The organism is Streptomyces sp. Ag109_O5-10 (assembly GCF_900105755.1).
Classification (GTDB): domain Bacteria; phylum Actinomycetota; class Actinomycetes; order Streptomycetales; family Streptomycetaceae; genus Streptomyces.
Map to the genome: position 1 here is coordinate 5,874,023 of NZ_FNTQ01000001.1, position 25,209 is coordinate 5,899,231.

18 protein-coding genes are annotated in these 25,209 nt (G+C 70.7%); 9 read left to right on the top strand and 9 right to left on the bottom strand.

Translation table 11 applies throughout. From position 1 onward, the window contains the following. Positions 1 to 42: 42 nt before the first annotated feature. The 5 genes from BLW82_RS26920 to BLW82_RS26940 all read right to left on the bottom strand — a co-directional run bounded on the left by BLW82_RS26920 (position 43) and on the right by BLW82_RS26940 (position 12,396). A complete protein-coding gene (locus BLW82_RS26920; protein ID WP_143063722.1) occupies positions 43 to 1,509 on the bottom strand; it encodes a PIN-like domain-containing protein in 1,467 nt (488 codons plus the stop codon). Positions 1,510 to 1,627: 118 nt separating this feature from the next. Continuing rightward, positions 1,628 to 7,213 carry a DEAD/DEAH box helicase gene (locus BLW82_RS26925; protein ID WP_093502539.1) on the bottom strand — a complete coding sequence of 1,862 codons (5,586 nt, stop codon included), beginning with the start codon at positions 7,211 to 7,213 and terminating at the stop codon, positions 1,628 to 1,630. Continuing rightward, entirely contained in the window at positions 7,206 to 8,156 is a 951-nt protein-coding gene (locus tag BLW82_RS26930; RefSeq protein WP_093502541.1) for a hypothetical protein, read from the bottom strand. The genes BLW82_RS26925 and BLW82_RS26930 overlap by 8 nt, the downstream gene beginning before the upstream one ends. Continuing rightward, a complete protein-coding gene (locus BLW82_RS26935; RefSeq protein WP_093502543.1) occupies positions 8,156 to 10,249 on the bottom strand; it encodes a hypothetical protein in 2,094 nt (697 codons plus the stop codon). The genes BLW82_RS26930 and BLW82_RS26935 overlap by 1 nt, the downstream gene beginning before the upstream one ends. Before the next feature lie 1,127 nt (positions 10,250 to 11,376). Next, entirely contained in the window at positions 11,377 to 12,396 is a 1,020-nt protein-coding gene (locus tag BLW82_RS26940) for a hypothetical protein (RefSeq protein WP_093502545.1), read from the bottom strand. A gap of 94 nt (positions 12,397 to 12,490) precedes the next feature. Between BLW82_RS26940 and BLW82_RS26945 the strand changes: the two genes are divergently transcribed. Next, the gene (locus BLW82_RS26945; protein WP_093502546.1) at positions 12,491 to 12,790 is read left to right on the top strand and encodes a DUF1905 domain-containing protein; all 300 of its coding nucleotides are present in this window, start codon (positions 12,491 to 12,493) and stop codon (positions 12,788 to 12,790) included. Positions 12,791 to 12,857: 67 nt separating this feature from the next. Here BLW82_RS26945 and BLW82_RS26950 read toward each other — a convergent pair whose 3' ends face one another. Further along, positions 12,858 to 14,330 (bottom strand): glycoside hydrolase, encoded by a 1,473-nt coding sequence (locus tag BLW82_RS26950; protein WP_093502547.1) that lies wholly within the window; start codon positions 14,328 to 14,330, stop codon positions 12,858 to 12,860. A 340-nt stretch (positions 14,331 to 14,670) separates the two neighbouring features. Here BLW82_RS26950 and BLW82_RS26955 point away from each other — a divergent pair, with 340 nt between their 5' ends. Together BLW82_RS26955 and BLW82_RS26960 are read left to right on the top strand one after the other, a co-directional pair. Further along, positions 14,671 to 15,453 carry a class E sortase gene (locus BLW82_RS26955; protein ID WP_256215966.1) on the top strand — a complete coding sequence of 261 codons (783 nt, stop codon included), beginning with the start codon at positions 14,671 to 14,673 and terminating at the stop codon, positions 15,451 to 15,453. Between the two features lie 133 nt (positions 15,454 to 15,586). Continuing rightward, complete coding sequence (locus BLW82_RS26960; protein WP_093502548.1) at positions 15,587 to 15,871, top strand: hypothetical protein; 285 nt, start codon at positions 15,587 to 15,589, stop codon at positions 15,869 to 15,871. 70 nt (positions 15,872 to 15,941) lie between these two features. Here BLW82_RS26960 and BLW82_RS26965 read toward each other — a convergent pair whose 3' ends face one another. Further along, positions 15,942 to 17,348 (bottom strand): MFS transporter, encoded by a 1,407-nt coding sequence (locus tag BLW82_RS26965; RefSeq protein WP_093502550.1) that lies wholly within the window; start codon positions 17,346 to 17,348, stop codon positions 15,942 to 15,944. Between the two features lie 66 nt (positions 17,349 to 17,414). Between BLW82_RS26965 and BLW82_RS26970 the strand changes: the two genes are divergently transcribed. From BLW82_RS26970 to BLW82_RS26985, 4 genes are all read left to right on the top strand, one after another. Next, complete coding sequence (locus BLW82_RS26970) at positions 17,415 to 17,942, top strand: winged helix-turn-helix transcriptional regulator (protein ID WP_177233079.1); 528 nt, start codon at positions 17,415 to 17,417, stop codon at positions 17,940 to 17,942. Positions 17,943 to 17,974: 32 nt separating this feature from the next. Beyond that, the gene (locus tag BLW82_RS26975; RefSeq protein WP_093502554.1) at positions 17,975 to 18,301 is read left to right on the top strand and encodes a DUF6412 domain-containing protein; all 327 of its coding nucleotides are present in this window, start codon (positions 17,975 to 17,977) and stop codon (positions 18,299 to 18,301) included. A gap of 281 nt (positions 18,302 to 18,582) precedes the next feature. After that, a complete protein-coding gene (yidC, locus tag BLW82_RS26980) occupies positions 18,583 to 19,302 on the top strand; it encodes a membrane protein insertase YidC (RefSeq protein ID WP_093508293.1) in 720 nt (239 codons plus the stop codon). 133 nt (positions 19,303 to 19,435) lie between these two features. Continuing rightward, positions 19,436 to 20,293 (top strand): fumarylacetoacetate hydrolase family protein, encoded by an 858-nt coding sequence (locus BLW82_RS26985; RefSeq protein WP_093508294.1) that lies wholly within the window; start codon positions 19,436 to 19,438, stop codon positions 20,291 to 20,293. A gap of 108 nt (positions 20,294 to 20,401) precedes the next feature. On the opposite strand, the gene BLW82_RS26990 is transcribed toward BLW82_RS26985, so the two are convergent. After that, positions 20,402 to 20,902, bottom strand: coding sequence for a heme-degrading domain-containing protein (locus BLW82_RS26990; RefSeq protein WP_093502556.1), 501 nt, complete (start codon positions 20,900 to 20,902; stop codon positions 20,402 to 20,404). Next, on the bottom strand, positions 20,902 to 21,981 hold the full coding sequence (locus BLW82_RS26995; RefSeq protein ID WP_093502558.1) for a Gfo/Idh/MocA family protein: 1,080 nt from the start codon (positions 21,979 to 21,981) through the stop codon (positions 20,902 to 20,904). Before BLW82_RS26995 ends, BLW82_RS26990 begins: the two co-directional genes overlap by 1 nt. A 48-nt stretch (positions 21,982 to 22,029) precedes the next feature. Between BLW82_RS26995 and BLW82_RS27000 the strand changes: the two genes are divergently transcribed. Next, positions 22,030 to 23,148, top strand: coding sequence for an ROK family transcriptional regulator (locus BLW82_RS27000; protein WP_093502560.1), 1,119 nt, complete (start codon positions 22,030 to 22,032; stop codon positions 23,146 to 23,148). 904 nt (positions 23,149 to 24,052) lie between these two features. Continuing rightward, positions 24,053 to 25,051, top strand: coding sequence for a hypothetical protein (locus BLW82_RS27005; RefSeq protein ID WP_093508295.1), 999 nt, complete (start codon positions 24,053 to 24,055; stop codon positions 25,049 to 25,051). Positions 25,052 to 25,209: the final 158 nt, after the last annotated feature.

Sequence of the window (25,209 nt, forward strand, 5' to 3'; positions counted from 1 at the left end):
GTGTCTCGTGCTTCCTGAACGATGTCAGCATGGCACACGGAGTCAGATGCCGGAGCGCCTGTTGCTCTCCGCCTGCTGCGCTGCCAGTCGGCGCAGGAGCGCGCGGTCCGTCTGCGGAGCGGATGCCAACAAGTCCATGAACCAGGGTGCGATCCACGATGAGTCCCGGTGGAGCCACTCGTCTGGTGAGAGGGCGGTACCAGGGACCCAGTCTCCGGAGGGCGGCCCGCTGCTTCTAGAAGCCGCAGCGATGCTGACGGCCGGTTCCGCTTCTCCTGCAGCCCGCCGCCCGAGCTGGGCTGTCACACCGATCAGCCACCATTGAAAAAGCCGCCAAGGCGGCGACGCCGCCTCGGCAGCGCTACGCACGGTCGAAGAGGTGAGCCCCGCTGATCTATACGCAGCATGCGCCAGTCCCTCCGGCGGGTCCAGGTGAGGCGCTGTCTCCTGTGTGACCACCAGCCGGGTGTCTGGCACCTTAACCTCAAACGCCTCTGACACGCGCTCGATCTCCGCGTACGTGTCCGCGGCGAGCTCGGCGTCCAGAAACTCCCTGATCCCGCCGAAGAAGTGCGGCGGCGTCTCGATCCTTAAATCTGCCTGGGCCCTCCGCCTCAGCTCGTCGACAAGGCTTGGCCACGGACGGGAGCTGCTTGAGCCGGAGCCCTGCTCATACCAGTCCTCCTTGGTGTCGTTCGACACGAACAGTACGCGGCGGCCGTCGGGCGGCAGTTGGCGGACATGCTCGATCAGCTCCGCCCAGAGAAGGAAGTCTCCAGCGGACTTCAGCGGCGTGTCCTTGCCGGAGTCGGCGAATCCGGGCGGGATCTTGTTGGGGAACCGGAAGCCGGTCGCCTCCTCCAGACGCCTGCGCAGGACATCGTCGTCCGGCTGCTCGCCGACGCCTTCTCCGTAGAGCTTCGCGATGCGTGGAAGGATGGGGTCTTCCGCATCGGCCGAGTTCAGTGCCAAGCCGTGGTCGGCTTTGAGCATGTCCAGGTGGCGCTTGAACTCGTGCCGATACACGTCGAGGTGTGCATCGACGTCGGAATCCGCAACGAGTGAGTCGAGCGCGGCTATCTCCTCCTGAGCCCGGGCGTACTTGTCGAGCTGAGCGCACACGACGTTCTTGGCCTCGACGATCGCTTTACGGGCCGCCATGAGCTTCTTGTTGACCTCTGAGGCGGCATCGGCTAGGGCTCTCTTGCGGGACTCCAGTGTGCTGCGGCGGCCTCGGACGAACTCAAGGCCGACCTGATAAGGCATCCATAGCCGTCCTGCCGTCTGCTCCAGCGCAGACAGGACCTCTTGCCTCGAGGTCTCGGTGTACTCGTACAGGCTCAGTAGGACGTTCGTGTCCAGCACGATGACGCCGTCTTTGAAGAAGACGCTGCGCTCCCCGTCCTCAGCAGAAGGCCCGGGCTGGAGCCAGGCTGCGAACCGTCGCAGCAGTACCGGGTCGCCCATATCTCTCTCCAGCTCGGCCGTGCCTCTCCCGTAGCCGATCATCTTGGCACGAGCAGCCGACAGCCGACAGCCGACAGCCGGAAGTACGGCTGCGGCCGCTGCGCTACCTAGCAACACCCCGTTGCCTCTTGCGGCCCCAGACCCGCAAAGGGTGAATCCTCTACACACCGTCGAAGTCGGCGAGCATGGCTGACACCCGCGTCGGGGCCTTGTCTAGAAGGAAGTCGTCGACGAATACCACGTCGGGAACACCTCGGCTGTCGGCTGCGGCGGCGTCACGCACGGTGCTGATGCGGGGGGAGGACAGGGTGGCGTCTGCCGCCTCAAATGGGCCCTTGGCAGCGACCCAGACCCGCTCCTCGAAGAGGACGGCGGGGCCGGTGCCGCCCAGGTCGTCTACAAAGTGCGCATCGCCGGGCGGGTAGTCGGATGCCCAGTTCCGCAGGAGTCCCGCGGCCCGGCGACCACGCTGGCTGCCGGTGGCGCCCGCGCCTTGGAGGACGGCCAGGAGTTCGCCCGCCAGCTGCCAGTCCAGAAGGCTGTGATACGCCATGTTCGTGTAGTCGCGCAAGCACTGGTAGCACGAGCCGCGGCAGTCGCGGCCGTGTGCACCGTCCGCGAAGTCGGCGAGCATCGTGCTGACGGTCGCCATGAGCTGCTCGAAGACCTCCCGGTCGGCGAGGTGTGTGCAGTAGCCAGCGCCGTTGTCCAATGTGTCGGAGAGGAAGGCGAAGGTACGCGCCTTGCTGCTCCCGGAGCCTGCTCCGTGGATACCGGATGCGATCTCGTTGGGCTGCACCTGCAGGAGCGAGCCCGCGGCCGTGCGCAGCAAGGCAGCCAGCGAGTACCAGGCCGCCCGTCTCCCCGAGCGGTCATCGGGGAAGCCGGTGCTCTGCGGCACGGAGGTGAGGTTCAGGCGTAGACCGAGCGCCGGGATCTCGCCTGCCTGGGGTCCGAGCAGGAATAGGTCGGTGTGCTGCGTGGCGCCGATAGCGGTAGTGAGGGGTTCCTCGTCGATGGCGATGTCCTTCGCGAGCCAGGGGAACAGCTCAGCCGCCCCGGTCTCCAGGTACGCGCCGGACCAGCGTGCAGCCGGGCTTACTTTCGCGAAGCGGAACAGTCGGCTGCCGTTGTCGTTGACCGCGTATCGCTGGCCCTTGCCGGCGTGGACCACCATGCCGGGCGCAGCGATCTTCCGCGGTGCGCCATGCTCAAGGTCTGCGGCGGTGCGAGGAGCGAGTGACCGAGCCCTCCATGCGAAGTTGCCGTCAAAGTCACGGGGCTTGCCGCCGGAGTAGAAGCCTGCCGGTTCGCGCAGTTCGATCTCGCGGTAGGAGCCGTCGGCCGTCCCGCAGGCGCGGCAGGGCTGCGGAGGGGCATCCTCCTGCTCCGGCAGCACCTGCACGTCCTCTGCGAGGTGGCCACAGGCGCGGCAAATTCCGATGAGGATGGGCTGCCCCAGTGGATCATCCACCGCTTGAGGGAATCGTCCGGTCGGCTCGAACGCGACGGCGCCGACCGCTGTGTGGACCCGGCCGTCCTTTACCGTCTCGGCGCCGGGAGCGAACTGCGAGACCGCGATGTCTAGCGACCGGTCGACCACTCCGCTTGGCGGCCACGGGTAGGAGTCGGAGGGGCGCTTGGTGTACAGGTAACGGGCTGAGGTCGGGAATCCGAACATCGGCAGCAGGCCAGACTCCGCCAGCCGCTGGCTGAGTTCATGGTGGCCGTGGGTCTCGTCGGCGATCTGCGTGACGCAGGTGACGAGTTCCTGGGCCACCCATGCCGCTGCCTGCGTCGGCGACCAGGTTCTGCGCGTGCGGTCGGCGAGCGCCTCAGTGAGGCTGCGGACTTCGGCGTCGTGCGATTTGATCCACAGGCTGACCGCTTCACTGACGGTGGGCCAGTCCGCGGTGCGGCCGAACTGGCCGTGGACGTTGCGGGTCGGGTCTAGCCCTGCGTCGTCCCCAGCCGCGCCATGTATAGCGTCGAATGCCCGGCGAAGCACCTCGGCAGCGAGGACTCGCTGGTAGATGTCCTTCATGTCGGTGGACAGGTACGGCGGTGGGGTCGGGTCGTTGGTGATGCGCTTGGGGTCTTGGAAGTAGTGCTCGTCGTGGCTGCGGCCGCGGCACACGGTGAGCGCGAGCGCGACCGGCGAGGTTCGCCGTCCTGCCCGTCCGACGCGCTGCTGGTAGTTGAACCGGGTCGGCGGCATGTTCGCCATCAGGACAGCGGACAACGGGCCGATATCGACTCCAGCTTCCATCGTGGTGGTGACGGAGAGGACGTCGAGGGTGTCGGGAAGCTCGTGCTCCTTGCCGTCGAGGAAGATCCCCTGGAAGCGGGCCTGGCGGGCCTGTGCGTCCAGGCGGTCGGTCTGGCCGGTGAGTTCGGCGGAGTTGAGGCGGAAATCGCCAGACTTCCTGTGCGCCATCCAAGCGTAGTAGTCGGCGTCTGTGCTTTCGAACGGCTCGGACGCGGTGGGAAGGGGCCGTCGGCACTTCGTGCATATTCCGACGCCGGGGTGGAGGTGCCGTCTGCGGCAGACGGAGCAGGTCCAGGACACTGCTCGGCCGTGGCGCAAGGCAACGTGCTCGGGCTGGATGACGTACTTCTTGACTGCCTCTCCCCAGATCCGCTCGACGGTCTGCCGGAGGTCTTCTGGGTCCTGCCCCAGGTGGTCGGCCGTGCTGGCCCAGAAGTCCCGCAGCTTCTTCGGCGGTTCGTCAGCCGGGCTGCGCAGTCCTGCGAAACGGCGCATGTGGCCGAGGACCCGCAAACTGGCCCGGGCCAGTGCGGCATCGGATGCTCGCTCGGCTTCGAGCGGCGCCTGGTCGGAGGCAAGGGTGAGCCAGCCCAGGCCCAGGGACTCGAAGTCGCGTCCGGCGCTGCCGAACAACCCGTTAAGCAGCTCGCTGCTGAGGGCTTCGCGGATGTCCTGGCGCAGGTTCTCTTGCCGTTCGCTGAGGACCAGGCTGGATTCGTCGCGTACTTTGCCGCCGGGAGGCTCGGGCCACTTGTACAGAGAAGTCCAGGACTGCGGCTGGGAGTCTCTCTGGGAGCTGGTCTGTTGCAAGGACGCCTTCGGGCCACCGGGGTTGATGCCGAGCTGGGCCAGACGTTCGGCGACGGCGGCGCCATGGCTGTCGAGGCTGGGCACGCGACTTAGGCGGCTATAGAGCGCGGCCTCTTCGGCCGGGTCGGGGAGGTCGTCGTCAAGGTCGTCGTCGAGGTCGCCTCCTCGGGGCTTCTGGAGCTTCTCCCAGGCGTCGAAGGATTCCGGGTCTCGGGCGCGCAGTCGGGCGCGTGCGGCCTTGCCCGTCTCCTTGTCCACGGGGTTGTCGGGGGACTTGCGGTAGAAGCCCGATACGGCTGCGAGGTCGGCGACCGGATCGCCCTGGCCCTCGACTTCCTTGGCGAGCAGCAGGCGCAGGAGGTCCTGGTAGTGGCGCAGCCCCAGGCCTGCGGACAGCTTCGCTGCGTCTTGACGACTGTCGGAGAAGACCACGGCCTGCCGGTTCGGCAGGAGGGAGAGGATCCCGGTGGTCAGTACCTGGTTGACCTTCTCGAAACCGGTGCGCATGGACCTGACGGGTGTGCGCATGCGGCGCGGGTCGCTCAGGCTGAGGTGCTCACTGCCGACCTGCCTGAGCTCCCAGTCGTCGCCGCAGTTGGGGCACTGGGTTGGTGCCGCTGGGAGGTCCTCAGCCTTGAGCCGGGGCCGCCCCTTCTTAGGTTGCGGCACGCTGGTGTGGAAGGACCAGCCGGTATGATCGCGCTGGTTGCGGAGGGTGCCGGTGCCCGGGTCGTAGTGGCTGCGCTTGAACTCGAAGTCGGCGCTCAGCGCGCCCTTGTCCGAGGTGGCACCCCACTCTTGCTTCTCCGACGGGTTCTCCTTGCGCGGCCAGTAGACGACGTAATTGGCCGCGCTCGGTCCCAGGGCAGCGGAGTCGGGTAGCGAGTCGAGGTCGGGCAGGTCTGCGAGCAGGCCGGCTTCGAAGGGGCGCCCCTTCGCCGCGTTACGGAAGGCCGAGGCCGGTGCGTAGCCGCCGAGAAATGTATCTCCGCAGTTCTGGCAGTAGAGGAGTTCCAGCACTCGTGCGTCGCAGCTGCAGCGCGGCGTAGGACGCGAGTACAGCTTGCCGACGGTCCTCTGCATGCCTTCCGGGCGCGAGGCGTCGGGGCACTGCGGGTCTGAGCACGCCCAGACACCGGGAATGTTACGGAAGAAGAGGTGTCCGCGCAGCTTGGGGGCCCGTGGGTTGGCTGAGCGGCGCAGCGCGGTGAGGACTCCACGTAGCGCTTTCTCTTGCGTGGTTGTGTCGGTGGCAGGGAAGAGGCGGGCGGCGACGGCGGAATCGAAATCGGCTATGAGCCTGTCGCCGTCGCGCAGTGCGTTGACCAATGCGTCACCGGCGCCGGTGACGGTCAGGAGCTGGTCCGCTTGGGCGGCCTCGGGATCCGGGTCCAGGGCGGCGTAGGCGTCGGCGTGCTGGGAGATGTCGGTGCGGGTGTGCGGGGGCAGCACGAGCTGGCCGCCGAGGACCTCGAACCGGTTGCGGTCGACGCCGAAGAACTCCTGCAGGAAGTCCAGATCGCGCGGGGCTTCGAGGGAAGCGGACGCGGCCAGGACGCGGAACTTGTCCGGTCTGTGGTCCAGGCCGAGGCGGTGACGCAGGTTGCGCAGGAGGTAGGCGATCTCTGTGCCTGCGGTGCCGCGGTACATGTGGAGCTCGTCGACGACCAGGGTGAAGCGGGCCTCTGGCACATCCTCTAGCCAGCGGCGTGTCTTGTCGAAAATCTGCGACTCACGTGAGCGCATCAGCATGACGTTGAGCATGCTGTAGTTCGTGATCATGATGTCGGGTGGAGCCTGGATCATGTCCCAGCGGCTGCGCATCTCGGCGCCGTCCAGGCGGGGGATGAAGTAACGGCCGTCGCCGGGGGCTTTCTGCGCCTGACTGGAGCGTTCCTCTGTGGCGGTGAACTCCTTGCGCAGCGTTTTGACGCCAGTCGGCGAGCCGATCTTGCCGGGGACAGGGGTTGCACCGGTGTAGCGGCCGAAGTAGAAGCGGTGGCCGGGCCGCGATCGGGCGAGCCACGCCCTGGCGTCGTCGCTGTCCAACGCTCTGCGCAGGCGCATCATCTGGTCGTCGACGAGCGCGTTCATGGGGTAGAGGACCAGAGCGCGTACCGCTGCGTGCCGGCCGGACTCGCTTGCCCGCTGCGGCTGGTAGTCGCCGTAGGGAGAGGTCCACCAGCGGTTCGTCGGCAGGGAGGCGGCCGGCCAGGCGGCGGACTCGCGGACGAGGTCGGCCAGGATGGGCAGCATGAACGACTCCGTCTTGCCCGACCCTGTGCCGGCCGTTACGACGACGTCGCGCCCGTCCCGCACAGCGGCGGCCAGGGCCCGGTGCTGGTGCTCGTAGAGCGAGGGGACGCCCCGCATCAGTCCGAGCTGCACCAGTTCCGTGAGGTCAGGGTGGGCTCCTGCTGCCTCCACGGATGCGGCGATGCCCGCATCCATCTGGACGTAGCTCGGGCGGACCTCCAACAGGGGGCGTTGCCAGGCTCCGCCGTTCACATCAAACAGGTCCTGGCGCTCGCGTTGGAGGTGCTCGTCAGCGAGCCCGAACGGCGTGTTGTAGTAGCGGAAGAGCGCATCCTTCAAGTGCTCGAACGTACCGAGAATGTCCACGTCCCGGCCAGCATGCCCAGGCTGTTGCGAAGCGGTGTCACTCATCGTTGTTCTCCCCCAGATGCTGGCCGAGCGATTGCGCGATCTTGATGGCTATGGCGTAGGGCACGTTGTCGTAGGCGAGGTTCTCGGCTTGGGCATTAATGCGGGGCGCAAGGCCGCAGCACATCACGGCGACGCGCCGGTGCAGGTCTGGCAGGGGGTAGCCCCAGTCGACGAAGAGGGTCCCGAACCGCTCACGCCTGCAGTCCTTCTCGGGCAGCCAGCGCAGCACGTCCGCTGGCCGGCTCCGGGTCTCCAGTGCCAGATAGACACCCTGCTCGTGGCTCGTTTCATACCACTGGCCGTCGCGCAGGATCTGGCATACGCGTTTGCTATCGCGCCGCTTGAGCCGGTACAGGCCCTCGTCCCGAGGCCGCGGGACAGGCCGGTATTCGCCGCGTTCAAGGTCGTACTGTTCCAGCGGTTTGCCGAACTCCGGTGCAGAGGTCGGTGCTCCAGGGCTCAAAGGCGGCAGCAGCGCAGCTCCTTGTAGCGCGAAGCAGGGTGTGTAGGAGACGCCGAGTTCGGCCGCCCAGCTTGCGAGCCCTGCTTCGTCGTCGTACTGGACGATGAGGGACGGGGGCAAGGGGATGTCCCTGAGCGGGCGGCCGCTGGGTACTCGGAACAGCTCCAGCAAGCCGTCCTGTCCCGCCTGCGCTACGCGCGCTTCGAACGCGGCCGTCCGGCTCCCGGTGAGTACTGCCAGTCCCCGCGCCTGCGGCAGTCGGGTCAGGACTGGAGGGGCCGCGCACCATCGCCGGTTGGGCCAGTCGATGTCCATGTAGGCCAGGGAGACGGCATCGCGCAGCCAGCGGCCCGGGGCTCCCGGTTCGATGTCCTGGCAGTGCTTGGCTGCCAGCCACCACATCCCCTGCTTGACGTCGGACAGAGTGCCGGCGCCCTGCTCGCTCAGCCAGCGCAGCAGCAGGCCTCCTGTATCGGCCATCAGGCTCCCCGTCTTCCGCTGATCGTTTCCGCTGCCGCTACGTAGTCGAGCCAGACAGGGTTGTGCAGGCGCTGGGCGGCGCTGAGGACGGCGTACGCCCAGGCGTAGTCGTCAGGCGCCGGAGCGGGCGAGGGTGTGTCTTCTGCTGTTGCCAGCGCCCTGACCGACCAGCGGGCCGCTGTCCGGTAGACCAGCCAGACATACCCAGCGGGTACCTCAACTTCAAGGCAGGGGCCGAGCGCATGTGCGGGCAACCGGGAGGCCATCCAGTCGGGGACCGACTGCTGCTTGGCCGGGCGCACTCCGCCGTGGGGATCGAGCAGCACGGCTTCCAGGACGCTTGAGCGCAGCAGTTCAGTCCGCGGGAGGCGGATAGTGCGCGGCGCCTCCGCACCGCGGATTCGGGTCTCGGAGCCTGCTGCATCGCTCAGCTCGGGCCGGGCGGTACCGTCGCAGAGGTATCCGAGCGTCCCGGTGCCGGGCGGCAGTCCCTCGTGCAGCCCGTCGTGCAGCGTAAAGACCTGGCTGCTGGGTGCCGTACCCACACGGTGATCCCCTTCTTCGAGGGGGATCATGCACAGCGGAAAAGGCACTCGCGGGTCGGCGCGCAGCTTCTCGGTGCGGCCGTCGAGGACAACTTCTACCCGGCCGTCGGGAGAGTCGCTGGCCGGCAACAGGAGGTCGGGAGCACCGCCGCGGAGGAAATGGCCCGCTACTCCGGCACCCGCCCGGTACTCGGGTGCGATGCGCAGACCGCCGGACAGCGCAGCGCGGTGCCGGATCTGAGGCTCGAGGACGTGTGCGTGGTCTCCGCCTCGGTCGAGTGTGCGGGCGAAGGCCACCCCGTTGACAGCGCGCACGCCCTTGAATAGCTTCCACCCGGGCACCGGCGCCGACGCTTCCCGGACGGTGCGGCCGCCGAGGGCATCGACCATGGAGCGCACGGCGCGGAGGGCCGAGTCAGCGGCCAGGATCCAGTGCTGCTCGCCGGGCTCGAAGTACTCAGTGCTCACCCACTCACCCAGATGCGGGTGCAGCCGCAGAAGTACCACCTCTTGCGGAGCCCACTCAAGGACCAGGTCGTCGCCCTCAAGGTGCAGGCCGTGTTCCAGTTGCTGCCAAGAGGGATGCAGCGACTCCAGTCCCTCGTAGACCTCCCCGTACGCCTTGTACAGCGTGAACGTACGGCCGCCCGGCACAGCGACGCTGGTCTCGTCGATGCCGACGCAGGCATCGGCGAGCCATTCCAGCCGCCTGCCTCGGTCCGCGACTACGAGCCTCAGGCCGACGGCGCGGCGTCGGTGCTCGCGCTCCGGCTCGTGGAGGGTGCCGTCCCAGTCATCGGCGAGCCGCTTGACCAGGCTGGCGATCAGGGTTTCGCCCGTATCCGGGGCACTGGATAGTTCCTCCATGAGCCGAGGCGACAGGCGCCGGTCCCGGCCTGCCGTCCATACCCGCAGGCGCCGTAGCAGCTCGCGTCCAGAGACCTCGTCGGGGTTGTGCGGCCGCAAGCGGGTGGCCGCAAAGAACCGGGTGAGGACCTGCCGGTCTGAACCCCGCACCAGCGCCTGCGAGATGGGGAAGCCGATCTTCCAGTAGAACTCGTCAGTGCTGACCGTGCTGGTGCCGTAAAGGCCGCCTGTCTGCTCGAGCCAGGTGTCGAGTTCCTCCCACATCACTGCGACGTCCTGGAAGGCGTGCTCGAGCTTGTTTGCCCGGGAGCTGGAGAGCTGCTCGCCGAAGAGCTGGATCCACCGTCCGTAGAAATTGGTCTTCAGCATGCCGTCAGAGGACGCCATCCGAGTAGCGGCCAGCACGGACAGGGCCAGCACCGGCAGGCTTGGCGGCGGGACCGCGCTCCCTTGCTGCTCCCATACCTCGCACTCGCGCTGAATGCGGCTGAACAGCGGTCGGTCCGGATCGCTCCAGTTGAGTTCACCGGCGACCGCCTCGGCGAGGCCCATGCCTACACGGTCGGCCAGTTCCCGTTCGACTTCGAAGTCGACGTACAGGACGGTACTTCGAAGCGCATTGTCCGCCCCGAAGAACTCCGAAGAGAGCACCTCGTGCCACTGTTTGTACTCAGATTTCATCTGACTTTTCCAGCTCCCCCCACCCACGCCGCGTGCCCATCTACGGTTCCGGGCACAAGCCCCTATGCCCCCGGCATGCCGGCCACGCCGGATGACCCTGCCAACCGCCCAGCCCAACCAACGCTACTCACGGGGCTCCTGACGCGATAGGCAAGCCTTCTCAGTCCGAACACATACCTCAACGCGAAGGACCTGGGACTGGACGCAGAATATCCATGCTCTCTGCACGAAATAACCACCTGTGCCGAAATCGTGATCTTGCCTAGCAGGCAAGAAGATTTTGATGGCACGGTCTGATCTCTGAACCTCTGACAGCGGATTAGGGGTAGAGGGCGATCTGCGCGGAGGGCTGGTCAGATATTCGCAGGCTGCACCGCGCGATCGTGAGAGATCTGAGCATCTCGAAGAGCGGTCAAGCGGTCGTTGGCCAGCGACCGGCCGCCGATCGGCGTCTCCACCGCGCCCTGAGGGCCTGCCCCACCGAGTGGTGGCACGCCGACCGTGCCGGGGTGCTCACCCCACAGTCCGTAGATTCGCCCGCCTGATGGCAGACGCAAGCCCGGATCGGCTGCGGCCACAACGTCGCCGTTTCACCGTTGTGGGCTCTGCGACGGTGACCCGGCCGATCACGCGAACGAAACCCGTGAAGGTGGCAGTTGTCCCGGGCATCGTCAGCGAAGAGGTTGGGACTCCCATGTCACGCTGCGTACAGCTCCAGCCCGCACCAGCAGGCCGGGGTACGCTGCGGCGGCCAAGCCATCGCCGGCCCCGCAGTCGGCGTCGCCGCGTACTGCGAGAGCAGCGTTGTATCGCCGGGTTAGGGACTCCTTCGAGATTGCGAGCGTCTCCACGGTGAAGGTTCCATCGGCTATCGGAGTACACCCGTCATCTCCGCCGTCCGCGAGCTCAGCGCCGTTCCCGGCCTTGCCTCGGCGCTGGAAGCCGCCGTATCCAGCCTTACCGAGGCCTCTCGGACACTGGCTGCCCTGGCCGTGCAACTCCGTAAATACTGACCCCCTGAGCGGTGGGCAGGGCCATCGACAGATCTTCGGGCCGTCCACCGCTCACTTGCAGGGCAGGATCCCGTGCCCCTCCGGATGGGTGAGAGCGGGGGCCGTGCCGATGCTTCAGGCGTTCGCGCCGCCGTGACACTCGACATAGACCGTTCCCACCCCGCACCAGCACTCCGACGTCCGCTGCGGCGGCCACGCCACCGCTCGCCCCCGGGCCGCCAGGGTCGTCGCGTACTGCGGGAGGAGGGCGGTGTCGGACGGGGACGAGCCCTCCGACGCCGCGAAGGCCTCGTAGGAGGGGACCGTGCCGGTGACGATGCCGAGGTTGCCGGTGCCGGAGGTGGAGAGTTCGCGTAGGGAGGTCTCTATGGTCGCGAGGTGCTCGGGGTGGGACGGGTACTCCGTGGTCAGGTCGGGGTACGCCGACAGGAGCTCCGTCAGTTCTTCCGCGGGCCAGTGGAGGACCGCCACCGGGAAGGGGCGGGAGAGGGCCTCGCGGTAGGTGCCGAGTTCGGCTCGGAGGCGGGAGATCTCGGCCTCCAGCTCCTGGGGGTTGTCGGAGCCCAGGGACCAGACGCGCTTGGGGTCGTGGAGTTCGTCCAGGGAGATGGGGGACGAGTGGAGGGTGTCGGCGCGGGCGTCCCAGTCGTCGTGGGGGAGGCCGAGCATGCGGCGGACGCGGTGGCGGCCGAAGAGGACGGGGCGCGTGGCGTAGGGGGGTTCGGCTACGTCCGTGAGGAGCAGGGTGGCCGCCTGCGTGAACGTGTCGTGGGCCGCTTCCAGCTCGTCGTGGGATTCGAGGGATTCGGCGACGATGACCCAGGGGGCCGGGTCGCGGGGGGCCGCGGCGCGGATGCCGTCGATGATCGCCCTGGCCTCCGCCTCGTGGTCGTACTCCCACAGGTTCGACGCCTTGAGGGCCCGGACCAGGGGCGCGTTCTCCAGGGTGTCCGGGGTGGCGAGGAGGCGGTCGTAGAGCGCGGTGGCGGCGGGGCGGTCGTCCGCCAGTTCCAGGTGGGCCGCGGCTTGGAGGAGGAGGGCTTCGGCGTCCTCGGGGTAGCGGCCGGCGGTCCGCTCCAGGCGTGCCGCTTCGGCGGTGTGGTCGACGTTCTCGGCAGGCGTGTCGGGGCGCATGAACGACACGGTACTGCCCGGCGGTGACAAAGAAGAGATAGGGATGGGGAGCAGTCGGTGCAGTCGACGCAGCCGGTAGTGAGGGGAGTCGTCCGTGCGGTTCGAGTTCGGTGGGTCCGTGGTGGAGTGGCGGGGGCCCGCTCCGTACTACTTCGTGCCGGTGCCTGAGGAGGAGTGCGAGGAGGTGCGGGCCGTGGCGGGCATGGCCTCGTACGGGTGGGGAGTCGTGCCTGTTGAAGTGACCTTGGGTGGGGTGGGCGGGGTGGTGTTCGAGACGTCCCTGTTTCCCAAGGACGGGGGGTATCTGCTGCCGTTGAAGAGCGCGGTGCGGAAGGCGCACGGGGTGGAGGCGGGGGACGAGGTGCGGGTGGTGATGCGGGTGCGGGTCGGGTAGTCGTACGGCCGCGACGGCGAGGGCGCGGTGAGCTGCGTGCCCCCGCCGCCGGGCCGGACCGGGCGGGTCAGATCGTCACGCCGTCGATCTGGAGGGTCTGGACCGCCTTCGCCGCCACCGACACCGCCACCGTCTTTCCGGACAGGTAGGTGTCCGAGTACGACCTGTACGCGTCGCCGCCCGTCGTCACCGTGTTCCAGCGGGGGACCAGGCCGTTCGTGCCGCCCGTCACCGTCGTGAAGCCGGAGAGGTTGAAGGTGAGGGTCTGGGCGGAGGAGGCGGTGTTGAGGGCCACGATCACCAGGCGTCTGGCCGAGGAGTCGTAGGCGGCCACGGCGTTGCTCACGCCCGTGTCGAGGATCTTCATGCCGGGGCGGATGTGGCGGCTGAACTGGGCCATCACGTAGTACTTGGTGGTGACCGCGCCGGCGGCCAGGGTGTTCGCGTCGTACGCGATCATCGCCCAGTTCGTGGAGGGGTCCATGACCTGCCAGTAGACCCAGGCGGTGGGGTGCAGCCAGCGGAAGTCGTAGAGCAGGTTGAAGGCCATGGTGTAGCCGCTGCCGTCGTTGTCGCCGGTCTCGGAGTTCCAGAGGGCCTTGCCGGCCGTCGTGACGACGTCGGTGTAGAGGAGGTCTCGGCGGCCGCCCGAGCCCTGGTAGCCGTGGACGTTGACGCGGTCCACGTACCCCTTCGTGGTGGAGGAGAAGGAGTTCCAGGTGGTGCGGGCCAGGTCGTAGCTCGTCTCGTCCGATGCCGAGATCTTGGTCGTCGTCAGGCCCCGGCTGTTCAACTCGCTGCGCAGGTAGGGGAGTACGGCCGCCTGGACGGTCGAGTCGATGTGGCAGCCCTCCTGGGTGCCGGTCGCCGTCCACCAGGAGGAGGACGGTTCGTTGAAGGCCTCCACCGTCGCGAAGTTCACGCCCCAGTTGTTCTTGGCGTGCAGGACCACGGAGGCGAGGTGGGAGGCGTGCTGGCGGTAGTTCCAGGACTGGAGGTTGTTGCCGCCGTCGGAGGCGCCGGACGGGTTGTGGTTGAGACACATCCACCACATGGGGGAGTTGGCGAAGAGTTCGGCCGTCGCGCCCCGGTTGACGGCTTTGACGAGCATGGCGCGCTGGGTGGCGTCCGCCGTCCAGTCCCAGGCCGAGGAGGTGGGGTCCTCGTTGTTCCAGTCCTGCCAGTAGCCCTCGATCTGTTTGAAGGAGGGGATGTTGGCGGAGGCGACCATCGATTCGCCGTTCACGCTGTTCCAGCTGGACGCGCCCAGGTTGTAGCGGGCGATGTTCAGGCCGAGGCCGGGCAGCGACGTGCTGTTGTACGTCGTCGACTTGGTGGTGAAGAAGATGTCGGCGAAGTCGTCGCGGGTGCCGAAGACGTTGCCCCACCAGGCCAGGGAGGTGCCCCAGCCCTCCCAGGTGCCCCAGGAGGTGGACGGGCTGACGGCGATGGTGGCGTCGGCGCGGGCCGTGCCGGTGGCCAGGGCGCTGCCCAGGAGGCCGCCGCCCGCGGCGGCCAGGAGTGTTCTGCGTCGGATCATGGCTGTTTCTCAACCTCTCCGTGCGGCTCAAACACCGGTTCCCGGACCGGCGTTGACTCGTCCCCCCGCATGCCAACAGGAAGCATCAGGTGTGGTGCGTGAGGTTGTCGAGGGGTGTGACAGCGGTTTCTGACAGTGGTTTCTAAAACCGGTGGAGGAAGAGGTCGTGGGGAGGTGCGGTGACGAGTGGCCGTGCGGCTCTGGTGAGTTGGCGGCGGGCGCCCTATCGTGCGGGACCGGCCGGGGCCGGGCCAACGGGCCGGGAGTCGGTGCAACCGGCCGGCGGCAGTGTGACCGGCCGGGGATCGGCGGGGCCGGCGGGAGGTGCGCGGTGCGGGTCGTGGGGCACGGTGAGCGGCGGTGGCGGGCCCGGCGTCGGCGGGTGCTGTGGACCGGGGGCGAACTGCTCGTCACGGTGGGCGTGGTGCTGATGCTCCTGGTCGTGCACCAGCTGTGGTGGACCAACCGGGAGGCGAAGCAGGGGGCCGAGCGGAAGGTCGAGGCCCTGGAGCGGGAGTGGGGTTCCGGGGGAGGGGCGGTGGACGGCTCCGGGGGATCGGGGGGTGCGGAGGGGACGGGCGGTTCCGGTGCGGCCGCCGGGTCCGCCACGTCCGGTGGGGCCGCCGGGTCCGGCGGGGCGCGGTCGTCGTACACCACCCGGGTCGTCGCCTCCCAGGCCTACGCCGTCCTCGTCATCCCGCGGCTCGGGCTGCGCGTGCCGGTCGCCGAGGGCGTCAGCAAGCCGAAGGTGCTCAACCACGGGTACGTCGGCCACTACCCCGGCACCCAGCAGCCGGGCCAGGCCGGGAACTTCGCGCTCGCCGGGCACCGGAACACGCACGGCGAGCCGTTCCGGTACCTGCCGCGGCTCCGGCTCGGGGACCCCGTCGAGGTGGAGACGGCGTCGGCGACCTACACGTACGTCGTGGACCAGGTCCTGCCGCAGACGTCGGCGCGCGACACGGGGGTCGTACGGCCCGTACCGCGGTCGGTCGTGAAGCCGTCGTACGGGTACAAGGAGCCGGGGTACTACATCACGCTCACCACCTGCACCCCGGAGTTCACCTCCCGGTACCGGATGGTGGTGTGGGGGAGGCTGGTGTCCACGCGGCCGCGGGCGTGACGCGGGGAGCGCGGATCCGGTGATTCGTGCGGCTGTCCGGGGGGCTTCCGGACGTGCCGCGAGGGGAGACGCGCGCCGGGGGATATGTCGATGCGAGAGAGGTGACTTCGGGAGATCCGTGAGGAGATCGGCTATGTACGCGGTGGTTCGGCGGTACGAAGGGGTGACGGATCCTGCCGAGGCGGGACGCCGGGTGAACGAGGGGTTCGTTCCCCTCCTCCGGCAGGTCCCCGGTTTCGTGGCCTACTACTGGGTCGACGCCGGGGACGGGGTGATGCTCTCCACCAGCGTCTACGACGACCAGGCCGGCGCCGAGGAGTCGGTCAGGAGGGCCGCGGCCTTCGTACGGGACCAGCTCGCGTCGCTGCTGCCCCATCCGCCCCAGGTCACGGCCGGTCAGGTCGTCGCCGCCGGGTAGCCCCCGCCGGGGTGGGGTCCCTCCGGGCCGGACCGGTGGTCCCGGCGCCGGGCCGGCCTGCCGCACCGGCTCACGCCCGCTCCCGCAGCCCCACCACCCCGGCCGCTCCCAGCACCGCCACCCCCGCCGAGACCGCCATCGCCACGTCCGCCCCGTGGGCCAGGCCGCCGCCGGACGACGTCGCGAGGGCGATGGTCAGGGCCACGCCCGCACAGGAGCCGATGTAGCGGAACGTCTGCTGGGCGCCCGAGCCCATCGCCGCTCGGGCGGCGGGGACCGACTCCACCGCCTGGAGGGGGAGCGCGGCGTTGAGGAGGCCGCTGCCGGCGCCGCCCAGGATCAGGCCCGGCAGCAGGCGGGGCCAGGAGCCCGCGTCCAGGGCGCCCAGCATGGCCAGCGCGCCCGCCGCGTGCAGGACGAAACCGGCCGCCAGTTGCCGGCGGGGTGAGACCCGGCCCGCCAGGCGCTTGGCCTGCAGGGCCACCGTGAAGGACAGGCCGGACCAGAGCAGGAACAGCCATGCCGTGTCCATCGCGGACATCCCCAGCGTCTGCTGGAGCAGCGCCGGGAGGTAGCTGAACAGGCCGATCACCGTCAGGCCCGTGACCAGGCCGCTGAGCGAGGAGACCAGGAAGCGGGGGGCGCGGAAGAGGGCGAGGTCGATCATCGGGGTGGCGGCGAAGCGGCGCTCGATCAGGGCGAAGGCGCCCAGCAGGACGACGGTCGCCGCCAGCAGCAGGGCCACCGGTGTGCGCAGCCACCCGTCCCGGCCGAGGGTGAGGGCCGCCACCAGGGAGACCAGCGCGAGGCCGAAGGCCAGGGCCCCGGCGACGTCCGGGCGGCCGCCGCGCGGTGAGCGGGACTCCGTCAGGGTGCGGAAGGACAACGCGGCCACCAGAAGGGCGGCGGCGCCCAGTACGGCGTACGCCACCCGCCAGTCGGGCATCGCGCCGGCGACCAGCGGGCCCAGCGCGATGCCGCCGCTCACGAACGCGCCCCACACGCCCGTCGCGTGCAGCCGGCCGCGCGGGCTCGGGAACGCGGCCACCAGCAGGCCCAGGCTGCTCGCCAGGATCGCCGCGCTCGCCGCACCCTGCGCGACCCGGGCCAGGGTGAACGCCCAGGTGGAGGTCGTCAGGCCGCCGAGGGCGGTGGTCAGGCCGAGGGCGAGGGTGCCGGCGACGAAGATCCGGCGGCGGCCGTAGTCGTCGGCCAGGCTGCCCGCGACCAGGAGGAGGGCGGCGAGGCCGAGCGGGGTGCCGTTCAGCAGCCAGGCCTGCGCGGAGAGCGGGGTGTGCAGGGCGGCGACCGTGTTCGGGAGGGTGACCACCGGGGCGGTGTACGTCATCAGGGCCACGGCGGTCGCCGCGCTGGTGAGAGCCAGGGTGGGGCGGCCGCTCGGGACGGGGGCCGGATCCGGGACGGGTGCGGGTGAGGGGCCCGCGTGCTTCATGGTTCTTTCATTGAACCTAGTCATGGGGGTACCGTAGCACCGTAGGTTCGTTCATTGAACCCACGGTGGAAAGTGGCTAAGGTGGACCGCATGGCACTGGGCAAGGACTACGCGACGCAGGAGTGCTCGATCGCCCGCGCACTGGAGGTCGTCGGCGAGCGCTGGACGCTGCTCGTCATCCGCGACGCGCTCTACGGCGTCCGGCGGTACAACGACTTCCTCGTCCACCTCGGCATCCCGCGCGCCGTCCTGTCGGCCCGCCTGAAGACGCTCACCGAGGAGGGGATCCTGGAGAGGCGCCGGTACCAGGAGTCGCCGCCCCGGGACGAGTACGTCATCACCGAGCGCGGCAAGGAGCTCTGGCCCGTCCTGCGCACCCTCGCCGTCTGGGGGCGCGAGCACCTCATGGACCGCCGGCTGCGCTACTTCCAGCACGCGGACTGCGGGACCGAACTCGGCCCGTCCGGCGAATGCCCCGCCTGCGGAACCGTCGTCCCCGTCGCGGACGTCGTCGTCGCACCGGGCCCGGGACTCGACCCCGACCCGGCCGATCCGGTCAGCAGGGCGCTCCTCAGGCCCAAGAGGCTCCTGGAGCCGCTGGAAACAGATCCTGTATAAACGGTGGTGAGACGGAGAGGGGGGTGCTCGGAATGCGCGTGAACGCGAACAGCCGCTGGGTGCTGCCGTCCCGGCCCGCCGCGCTCCTGCTGCTCCTCCTGCTCGACCTCCTGCTGCTCGACTCCGGCAGCCTCTTCACCACCGTCGCGCTCGCCGCGACCGCCGCCGTCGGCTCGGCCCTCGCCGTCTGTGCGCTGCGTGCCGCACGCTCCGCGCCCGCCGTGCCGCCCACCCGGGTCCGCACGGCGATCCGCGACCGGGCCCGGCGTACCGCCTTCCTGCCGCAGCGCGACCCGGACGCGAAGGGCCGCAGTCGCCCGCGAGCACCCGGACACGCCCTCCCGGCGACCCCCGCGTAACCCACCCGGCTCCCGGCTCCCGGCCCCTTGGCCCGCGGCCTCCGGCCCTGGCCCCCGGCCTCCGGGCCTGAGGCTCCCGGCCCTGGCCCCCGGCCTCCGGGCCTGAGGCTCCCGGCCCTGGCCCCCGGCCTCCGGGCCTGAGGCTCCCGGCCGCCGGCTCCCGGCCGCCGGCTCCCGGGCGGTCTCTCGCGCGCGTCGTCATGCCGTCCCGCGTCTTCATCCACGGCACGACGAGACCCCTCGGAGGGCTCCCACCCATGTCCGCTTTCCTGTCTGGTTCCCTGTCGGCTTTCGCCGGCCTGGTCGAGCACCTCGCCGACCTGCTCCAGCCGCTGTTCCACGCCTCCGCGGCCGCCGCCGCGATCGTCCTGTTCACCGCGCTCGTACGACTGCTCGTACATCCCCTCTCCCGCGCGGCCGCCCGCGGGCAGCGCGCCCGGGCCGCGCTCCAGCCCAGGGTCGCCGAACTGCGCAAGCGGCACGGCAGGAACCAGGAGGCGTTCCAGAAGGCCGTGCTGGAACTGCACGCGGCGGAGAAGGTGTCCCCGCTCTCCGGCTGCCTGCCCGGACTGCTGCAACTGCCCGCGTTCTTCCTGCTCTACCACCTCTTCTCCAACCCCTCGATCGGCGGTCACGGCAACGGCCTGCTCGCGCACGAATTGCTGGGCGCCCCGCTCGGCGGGCGGTGGAGCGATGTCCTCGGCGGTGCGGGCGGCGGGGGGTTCGGGAGCGCCGGGCTGGTCTACCTGGCGCTGTTCGCCGTGGTCGCCGCCGTCGCCACCGCCAACTTCCGGCGCGCCAGGAAGGCGGCGGCGGGGGCGACGGCCGTGGTGGGCGAGGCGGACCAGCAGGTGCCCGGGGTCGGCGCGGTCTCCAAGGCCATGCCGTACCTGTCGTACGCCACGCTGGTCACCGTGGCCGTGGTGCCGCTCGCCGCGGCGCTGTACGTCGTGACCAGTACGACGTGGAGCGCGGTGGAGCGCGCGGTGCTGTACAGGTGAGGGCCGTGATGCCTACGGTCCAGTACGTGAACACACTCTTGCCCGCTGCACACTCATCTTGGAGGATCGACCAGTCCTCCGATGGCTGCACCCATCGGCAGGGCGACTGCTGTCAAGGGAGATGGTGACGACCATGAAGCTGCTGCGAGTCGGTACGGCGGGGGCGGAGCGGCCCGCGCTGCTCGACGCCGGGGGTGTCCTGCGGGACCTGACGGGAATCGTCGACGACATCGACGGGGCGCTGCTCGCCGACGCTGCGGCGCTCGGGCGGGTCCGGGCCGCCGCCGAGGCCGGGGAACTGCCGGCGCTCGACGCGGCCGGGCTGCGGATCGGGCCGCCGCTGGGGCGGATCGGGAAGGTCGTGTGCATCGGGCTCAACTACCACGACCACGCCCGCGAGACGGGGGCCCAGCCGCCGGCCGAGCCGGTCGTCTTCTTCAAGGCCGCGGACACGGTCGTGGGGCCGAACGACACCGTGCTGGTGCCCCGCGGCTCGGTGAAGACCGACTGGGAGGTGGAGCTGGCGGTGGTCATCGGGCGTACGGCGCGTTACGTGGCCGACGACGAGGACCCGCTGGCGTACGTCGCCGGGTACGCGGTCGCGCACGACGTGTCCGAGCGGGAGTTCCAGATCGAGCGGGGCGGGACCTGGGACAAGGGGAAGAACTGTGAGACGTTCAACCCGCTCGGGCCGTGGCTGGTGACGGCCGACGAGGTCGCCGACCCGCAGGACCTGTCGCTGAAGCTCTGGGTCAACGGCGAGCTCAAGCAGGACGGGACCACCGCCGAGCAGATCTTCCCGGTGGCGGAGGTCGTGCGGTACGTGAGCCAGTTCATGGTGCTGTACCCCGGGGACGTCATCAACACCGGCACTCCGGCGGGGGTCGCGCTGGGAGCGCCGGAGCCGAAGCCGTTCCTGCGGGCCGGGGACGTGGTGGAGCTGGAGATCGCGGGGCTCGGTCGTCAGCGGCAGGAGTTCAAGGACGCGTAGCGCTCCGCCGGGAGAGCCGGGGAACCGCGCTCGCCGGTCGTCCGCGGGCCGGATGTGGCTGGCCGCGCAGTTCCCCGCGCCCCTGAGGGGGCGCCCCGGTGAGGCCTGCTACAGCTTCAGGAAACTCTCCAGGGCCTCCACCACGAAGCGGTGGTCCTCCAGTTGGGGCAGGCCCGAGACCGTCACCGAGCCGATGACGCCCACGTTCTCCACGGTGATCGGGAAGGAGCCGCCGTGGGCCGCGTACTCGTCGGGGTCCAGGCGGGAGGACTCCTCGAAGGTCGTGCCCTTGGCGCGGAAGCGGGCGCCGACCAGGTAGGAGGCCGAGCCGTAGCGTTCGACCACGCGGCGCTTGCGGGTGATCCAGGCGTCGTTGTCGGGCGTGGAGCCGGGCAGGGCCGCGTGGAAGAGCTGCTGGCCCGCGCGGTGGATGTCGACGGCGACGGGGGCCTGTCGCTCCCGGGCCATCTCCACCAGCAGGGAGCCGAGCGCCCACGCGTCGTCGTACGTGAACTGCCGGAACACCAGGCGGCGTTCCTGCTTCTCCAACTCCTCCACGGGCGGGGTGAGTTCGGGAGTGGTCTTCGGGGTGAGCTGCGGGTGGTGCATCAGAGGGTCACCGTCACCTTGTCGCGTGCCGAACGGCGGGCTGCTTCCAGTACGTCCAGGGCGGCGGCCGCCTCCAGCGCCGTCACCGGGTTCGAGCCCTCGCCCCGCAGGGCCTTGGCGACGGCCGCGTAGTAGGCGGGGTAGTCACCGGGGAGGGTCGGGACGCCACGGCCGCCGCCGGTGACCGGGGACTCGCCAGCGCCGATACGGCCGTACAGCGACTCCGGTTCCCGGCCCCAGGCGGCCGCGGTGCCGGGGCGCTCGCCCTTGCGCAGGGCGTCCTCCTGCGGGTCCAGGCCGTACTTGACGTAGCCCGCCTTCGAGCCCAGCACCCGGAAGCGCGGGCCGAGCTGGGCGGTCGTCGCCGAGGCGTAGAGGTGGGAGCGGACGCCGTTCGCGTGCGTGACGGCGATGAAGGTGTCGTCGTCCGTCTCGGCGCCGGCCCGGCGGATCACCGACTCGGCGTACACCTCGGTGGCGGGGCCGAAGAGGACCAGGGCCTGGTCGACGATGTGGCTGCCGAGGTCGTAGAGGAGACCTCCGATCTCTGCCGGGTCGCCGGACTCGCGCCAGCCGCCCTTGGGCTGCGGACGCCAGCGTTCGAAGCGGGACTCGAAGCGCCAGGGGTCGCCCAGCGCACCTTCGTCGAGGAGGCTGCGCAGGGTCAGGAAGTCGTTGTCCCAGCGGCGGTTCTGGAAGACCGAGAGCAGCAGACCGCGGTCCTCGGCGAGGGCGGCGAGCTCGCGCGCCTCGGCGGCGGTGCCGGCGACCGGCTTGTCGACCACGACCGGCAGGCCCGCCTTGAGGGCGGTCGTCGCCAGCGGGACGTGCGTCCTGTTCGGGGACGCGATGACGACGAGGTCGAGTTCGGTGGCGCGGTCGAACAGTTCGTCAGGGGTGGCGACCGTCCGGACGTCGGGGAACTCGGCCTTTGCCTGCGCCTGCCGCTCGGGGTTCGAGGTGACCACCGTGTCCAGTGCGAGGCCCTCGGCGGCGGCGATCAGGGGGGCGTGGAAGACGGATCCGGCGAGGCCGTAGCCGATGAGGCCGACGCGGAGGGGAGGGGCAGCTGCTGTCATGCGTCCTACTTTCGCAACGCTGTTGCCAAAGTGCAAGTGGGAGGGAGAATGAGTGGCGTGAACAGGACGAGGAGCGGGCGGCCGGGGGCGGTCGGGGCGAATCTGCCGGCCATGCGCAGCCACAACAGCGCGCTGGTGCTGGACCTGCTGCGCACGGCGGGGGAGGACGGCATCAGCCGGCTCGAACTGGCCGAGCGGACCGGGCTCACCCCGCAGGCGGTCAGCAAGATCACCGCCCGGCTGCGGGAGGACGGGCTCGCGGCGGAGGCCGGGCGGCGCGCGTCCACGGGCGGCAAGCCGGCCACCGTGCTCCGGCTGGTGCCGGACGCCGGGCACGCGGTGGGGATCCAGCTCGACCGGGACGAACTGCGGGCGGTGCTCGTCGACCTCGACGGCACGGTGGTCGCGGAGCGGCAGGCGGGGGTGGACATGGGCGCCGGGGCGGAGGCCGTCCTCGGCGCGGTCGTGGAGCTGGCCGGTGAGCTGGTGGAGCGCGGTGGCGACACCCTGCTCGGGGTCGGGGTCGGGGCGCCGGGGCCGCTCGACCACAGCCACGGGGTGTTGCACCGGGTCACCGGGTTCCCCGAGTGGGACGGCTTCCCGCTGCGGGACGCGCTCGCCGAGCGGCTCGGGGTGCCGGTCGTCGTCGACAAGGACAGCAACGCGGCGGCCCTCGGACTCGCCGTCGGCGGCGAGGCCGGCTCCTTCGCCTGCCTGCTCCTCGGCACGGGGCTGGGCGCCGGCCTGGTGATCGGCGACACCGTGCACCGGGGGGCGCGCACCGGGGCGGGGGAGTTCGGGCACCAGGTCGTCCAGCTCGACGGGCCGCCCTGCCACTGCGGCAACCGCGGCTGCATCGAGGCGCTGTGCCTGGCGGCGGTGGCCCGCGGCGACACGGCCGAGGCCGCGCGGGTCCTCGGCGTCGGCGCCGCGAACCTGGCCGGCCTGCTCGACATCGACCTCGTGCTGCTCGGCGGCCGGACGATCGCCGCCGCGCCGGAGCCCTTCGTACGCGGGGTCGCCGCCGTCCTCGACGCCCACACCCGGCGGGAGGGCAGCCTGCGAACCGCCGTCCCCGTCCGTCTCGCTCCCGGCGGCGGCCGCGGCGTCGCGGAGGGCGCGGCCCAACTGCTCCTCGCCCCCCTCTTCGGCCGCGCGGACGGCTGACCGCGCCGCGGCAGCCACCGAAGAGGCGCGACCAGCCGAGTGGGCGGGGCGTTGTGAGCACCGTGGGTGCAGCCGCCCCAGGGGCGCGGGGAACTGCGCGGTCGGCCCCCACCGGCGCGCAGGTGGTCACCGACCGTTCGGCACCGCCCGGATCCGCCGTCGTGGCGGGTCGCCGTTGCGGTGGGGTGGGGGAGGGCGGCGATCAGCCGAACCGGCGGGGTGGGGGGAGCGGTGGTCAGCCGAACCGGCGGGGCGTTGTGGGCACCGTGGGTGCAGCCGACCTGGGGGCGCGGGGAACTGCGCGGTCGGCCCCCACCGGCCCGCGGGTGGTCACCGACCGTTCGGCACCGCCCGGATCCGCCGACGTGGCGGGTCGCCGTTGCGGCGGGGTGGGGGAGGGCGGCGAGCAGCCGAACCGGCGGGGTGGGGGAGCGGCGGTCAGCCGACCCGGTGGGGTGGGGGGAGCGGCGGTCAGCCGAACCGGCGGGGCGTTGTGAGCATCGTGGGTGCAGCCGACCTGGGGGCGCGGGGAACTGCGCGGTCGGCCCCCACCGGCCCGCAGGTGGCGACCGACCGTTCGGCACCGCCGGGATCCGCCGTCGTGGCGGGTCGCTGTTGCGGTGGGGTGGGGGAGGGCGGCGATCAGCCGAACCGGCGGGGTTGGGGGAGGGCGGCGGTCAGCCGAACCGGCGGGTGGGGGGAGCGGCGCTCAGTCGAACCGGCGGGGCGTTGTGGGCATCGTGGGTGCAGCTGACCTGGGGGCGCGGGGAACTGCGCGGTCGGCCCGCCACCGGCCGCGGGGTACCGGCCGGGTCCGTCGGCGCGGCCGTTCGGGCGGAGTGGGGCGGCTTGTGCGGAGTGGCAGACGGTGGTGGCGGTCCGCGCCCGGCAGGCTCACCTGTTCATGCGCATGCGACTGAGCACCCCCCTGTCCCTCTGCCTGGCCGCCGCAGCCGCCGTACTCGTCCCCGCGCCGCAGGCGACGGCCGCCCCCGCCGTCGCCGAGGCCTCCTGCGCGGCCGCGGGCCAGCAGGGGTTCCCCCTCACCACCCGCCTCCACGACGGCCCCTCGTCCTACGAGCCCGGGGGCGGCTTCGGCACCTGGTACCTCGACCTCACCAACAACACCAGCCACACCTGCGCCGACGTCCACCCGGTCGTCGTGCTCGTCGACGACAAGAAGGCCCTCAAGCCGTCCCAGACCGAGCTGGAGTTCTACGACGGCCCGCGCACCCGCCCGGTCCCGCTGACGGAGACCGACGAGTCCGAGCTGGTCGGCGTCTTCGACGGGACCGACTTCCCGGGGCTCACCGTGGCGCCCGGTGCGACCGTCTCGGTCAAGGTGAGACTGGCGATCACCTCCGACGCCGTACGCAACGGGGTCACGGCCAGCGCGGCCGCCGTGCAGCGCCAGGGGTCGGACGGCGCGTGGGTGGGCGAGTCGAACGACTACCGCTTCGGCATCGGCGGCGAGGCACCGCCGCTGCCGCCCGCGAGCGTGGCCCCCGCCGTGCCGTCCAGCGGCTCCTCGCAGGTCGGCCCGGAGACGCCCGCGCAGACGGCCGCGGGGACCAGCAGTGCCAGTCCCGACACCAGCCCGGGGGCCAGCCCCGGAGTCACCCCGGGCGACAGCGCCCCGCCCTTCACCGACGAGGCCGGCGGCATGCGGGACGGCCACCGGGACGGCCGGGACGGCCGTGACGGCCGGGAGGCCTGGGACCGCCGCCGGGAGGCCTGGGAAAACCGCGGCGCCTGGGGTGCCGAGGGCCCCTGGGAGGCCGGGGAACGCGCCCGCGAACTGGCCCGCACCGGCCTCGGCCTGGCCCACGGGCTGTTCACGGCCTCCGTCGCCCTGCTCGCCGTAGGGGCAAGCGCCTTCCTGCTGGCACGCCGACGGCGGTGACCGCGGTCGGCCGTCGGGGGAGCTCCAGGGCCAGGCTCGTACGGCCGTGCAGACCCGGAGACCAGGAAGGCGGCGGCCGGCCGCCCACCGGCAGTTGAACGGGGCATTCCCGGGTGATCCGGTGTGTGTCTAGGCTGGGGCGTCGGTACGCCGTGGTT

Bases quoted from the DNA above. Each gene is read 5' to 3' on its own strand.
- BLW82_RS27000 (WP_093502560.1), top strand. From the start codon at position 22,030: ATGAGTGGCGTGAACAGGACGAGGAGCGGGCGGCCGGGGGCGGTCGGG.
- BLW82_RS26965 (WP_093502550.1), bottom strand. From the start codon at position 17,348: ATGACTAGGTTCAATGAAAGAACCATGAAGCACGCGGGCCCCTCACCC.
- BLW82_RS26940 (WP_093502545.1), bottom strand. From the start codon at position 12,396: ATGCGCCCCGACACGCCTGCCGAGAACGTCGACCACACCGCCGAAGCG.
- BLW82_RS26975 (WP_093502554.1), top strand. From the start codon at position 17,975: ATGCGCGTGAACGCGAACAGCCGCTGGGTGCTGCCGTCCCGGCCCGCC.
- BLW82_RS27005 (WP_093508295.1), top strand. From the start codon at position 24,053: ATGCGCATGCGACTGAGCACCCCCCTGTCCCTCTGCCTGGCCGCCGCA.
- BLW82_RS26930 (WP_093502541.1), bottom strand. From the start codon at position 8,156: ATGGCCGATACAGGAGGCCTGCTGCTGCGCTGGCTGAGCGAGCAGGGC.
- BLW82_RS26920 (WP_143063722.1), bottom strand. From the start codon at position 1,509: ATGATCGGCTACGGGAGAGGCACGGCCGAGCTGGAGAGAGATATGGGC.
- BLW82_RS26935 (WP_093502543.1), bottom strand. From the start codon at position 10,249: ATGAAATCTGAGTACAAACAGTGGCACGAGGTGCTCTCTTCGGAGTTC.
- BLW82_RS26990 (WP_093502556.1), bottom strand. From the start codon at position 20,902: ATGCACCACCCGCAGCTCACCCCGAAGACCACTCCCGAACTCACCCCG.
- BLW82_RS26960 (WP_093502548.1), top strand. From the start codon at position 15,587: ATGTACGCGGTGGTTCGGCGGTACGAAGGGGTGACGGATCCTGCCGAG.
- BLW82_RS26950 (WP_093502547.1), bottom strand. From the start codon at position 14,330: ATGATCCGACGCAGAACACTCCTGGCCGCCGCGGGCGGCGGCCTCCTG.
- BLW82_RS26985 (WP_093508294.1), top strand. From the start codon at position 19,436: ATGAAGCTGCTGCGAGTCGGTACGGCGGGGGCGGAGCGGCCCGCGCTG.
- BLW82_RS26925 (WP_093502539.1), bottom strand. From the start codon at position 7,213: ATGAGTGACACCGCTTCGCAACAGCCTGGGCATGCTGGCCGGGACGTG.
- BLW82_RS26970 (WP_177233079.1), top strand. From the start codon at position 17,415: ATGGCACTGGGCAAGGACTACGCGACGCAGGAGTGCTCGATCGCCCGC.
- BLW82_RS26995 (WP_093502558.1), bottom strand. From the start codon at position 21,981: ATGACAGCAGCTGCCCCTCCCCTCCGCGTCGGCCTCATCGGCTACGGC.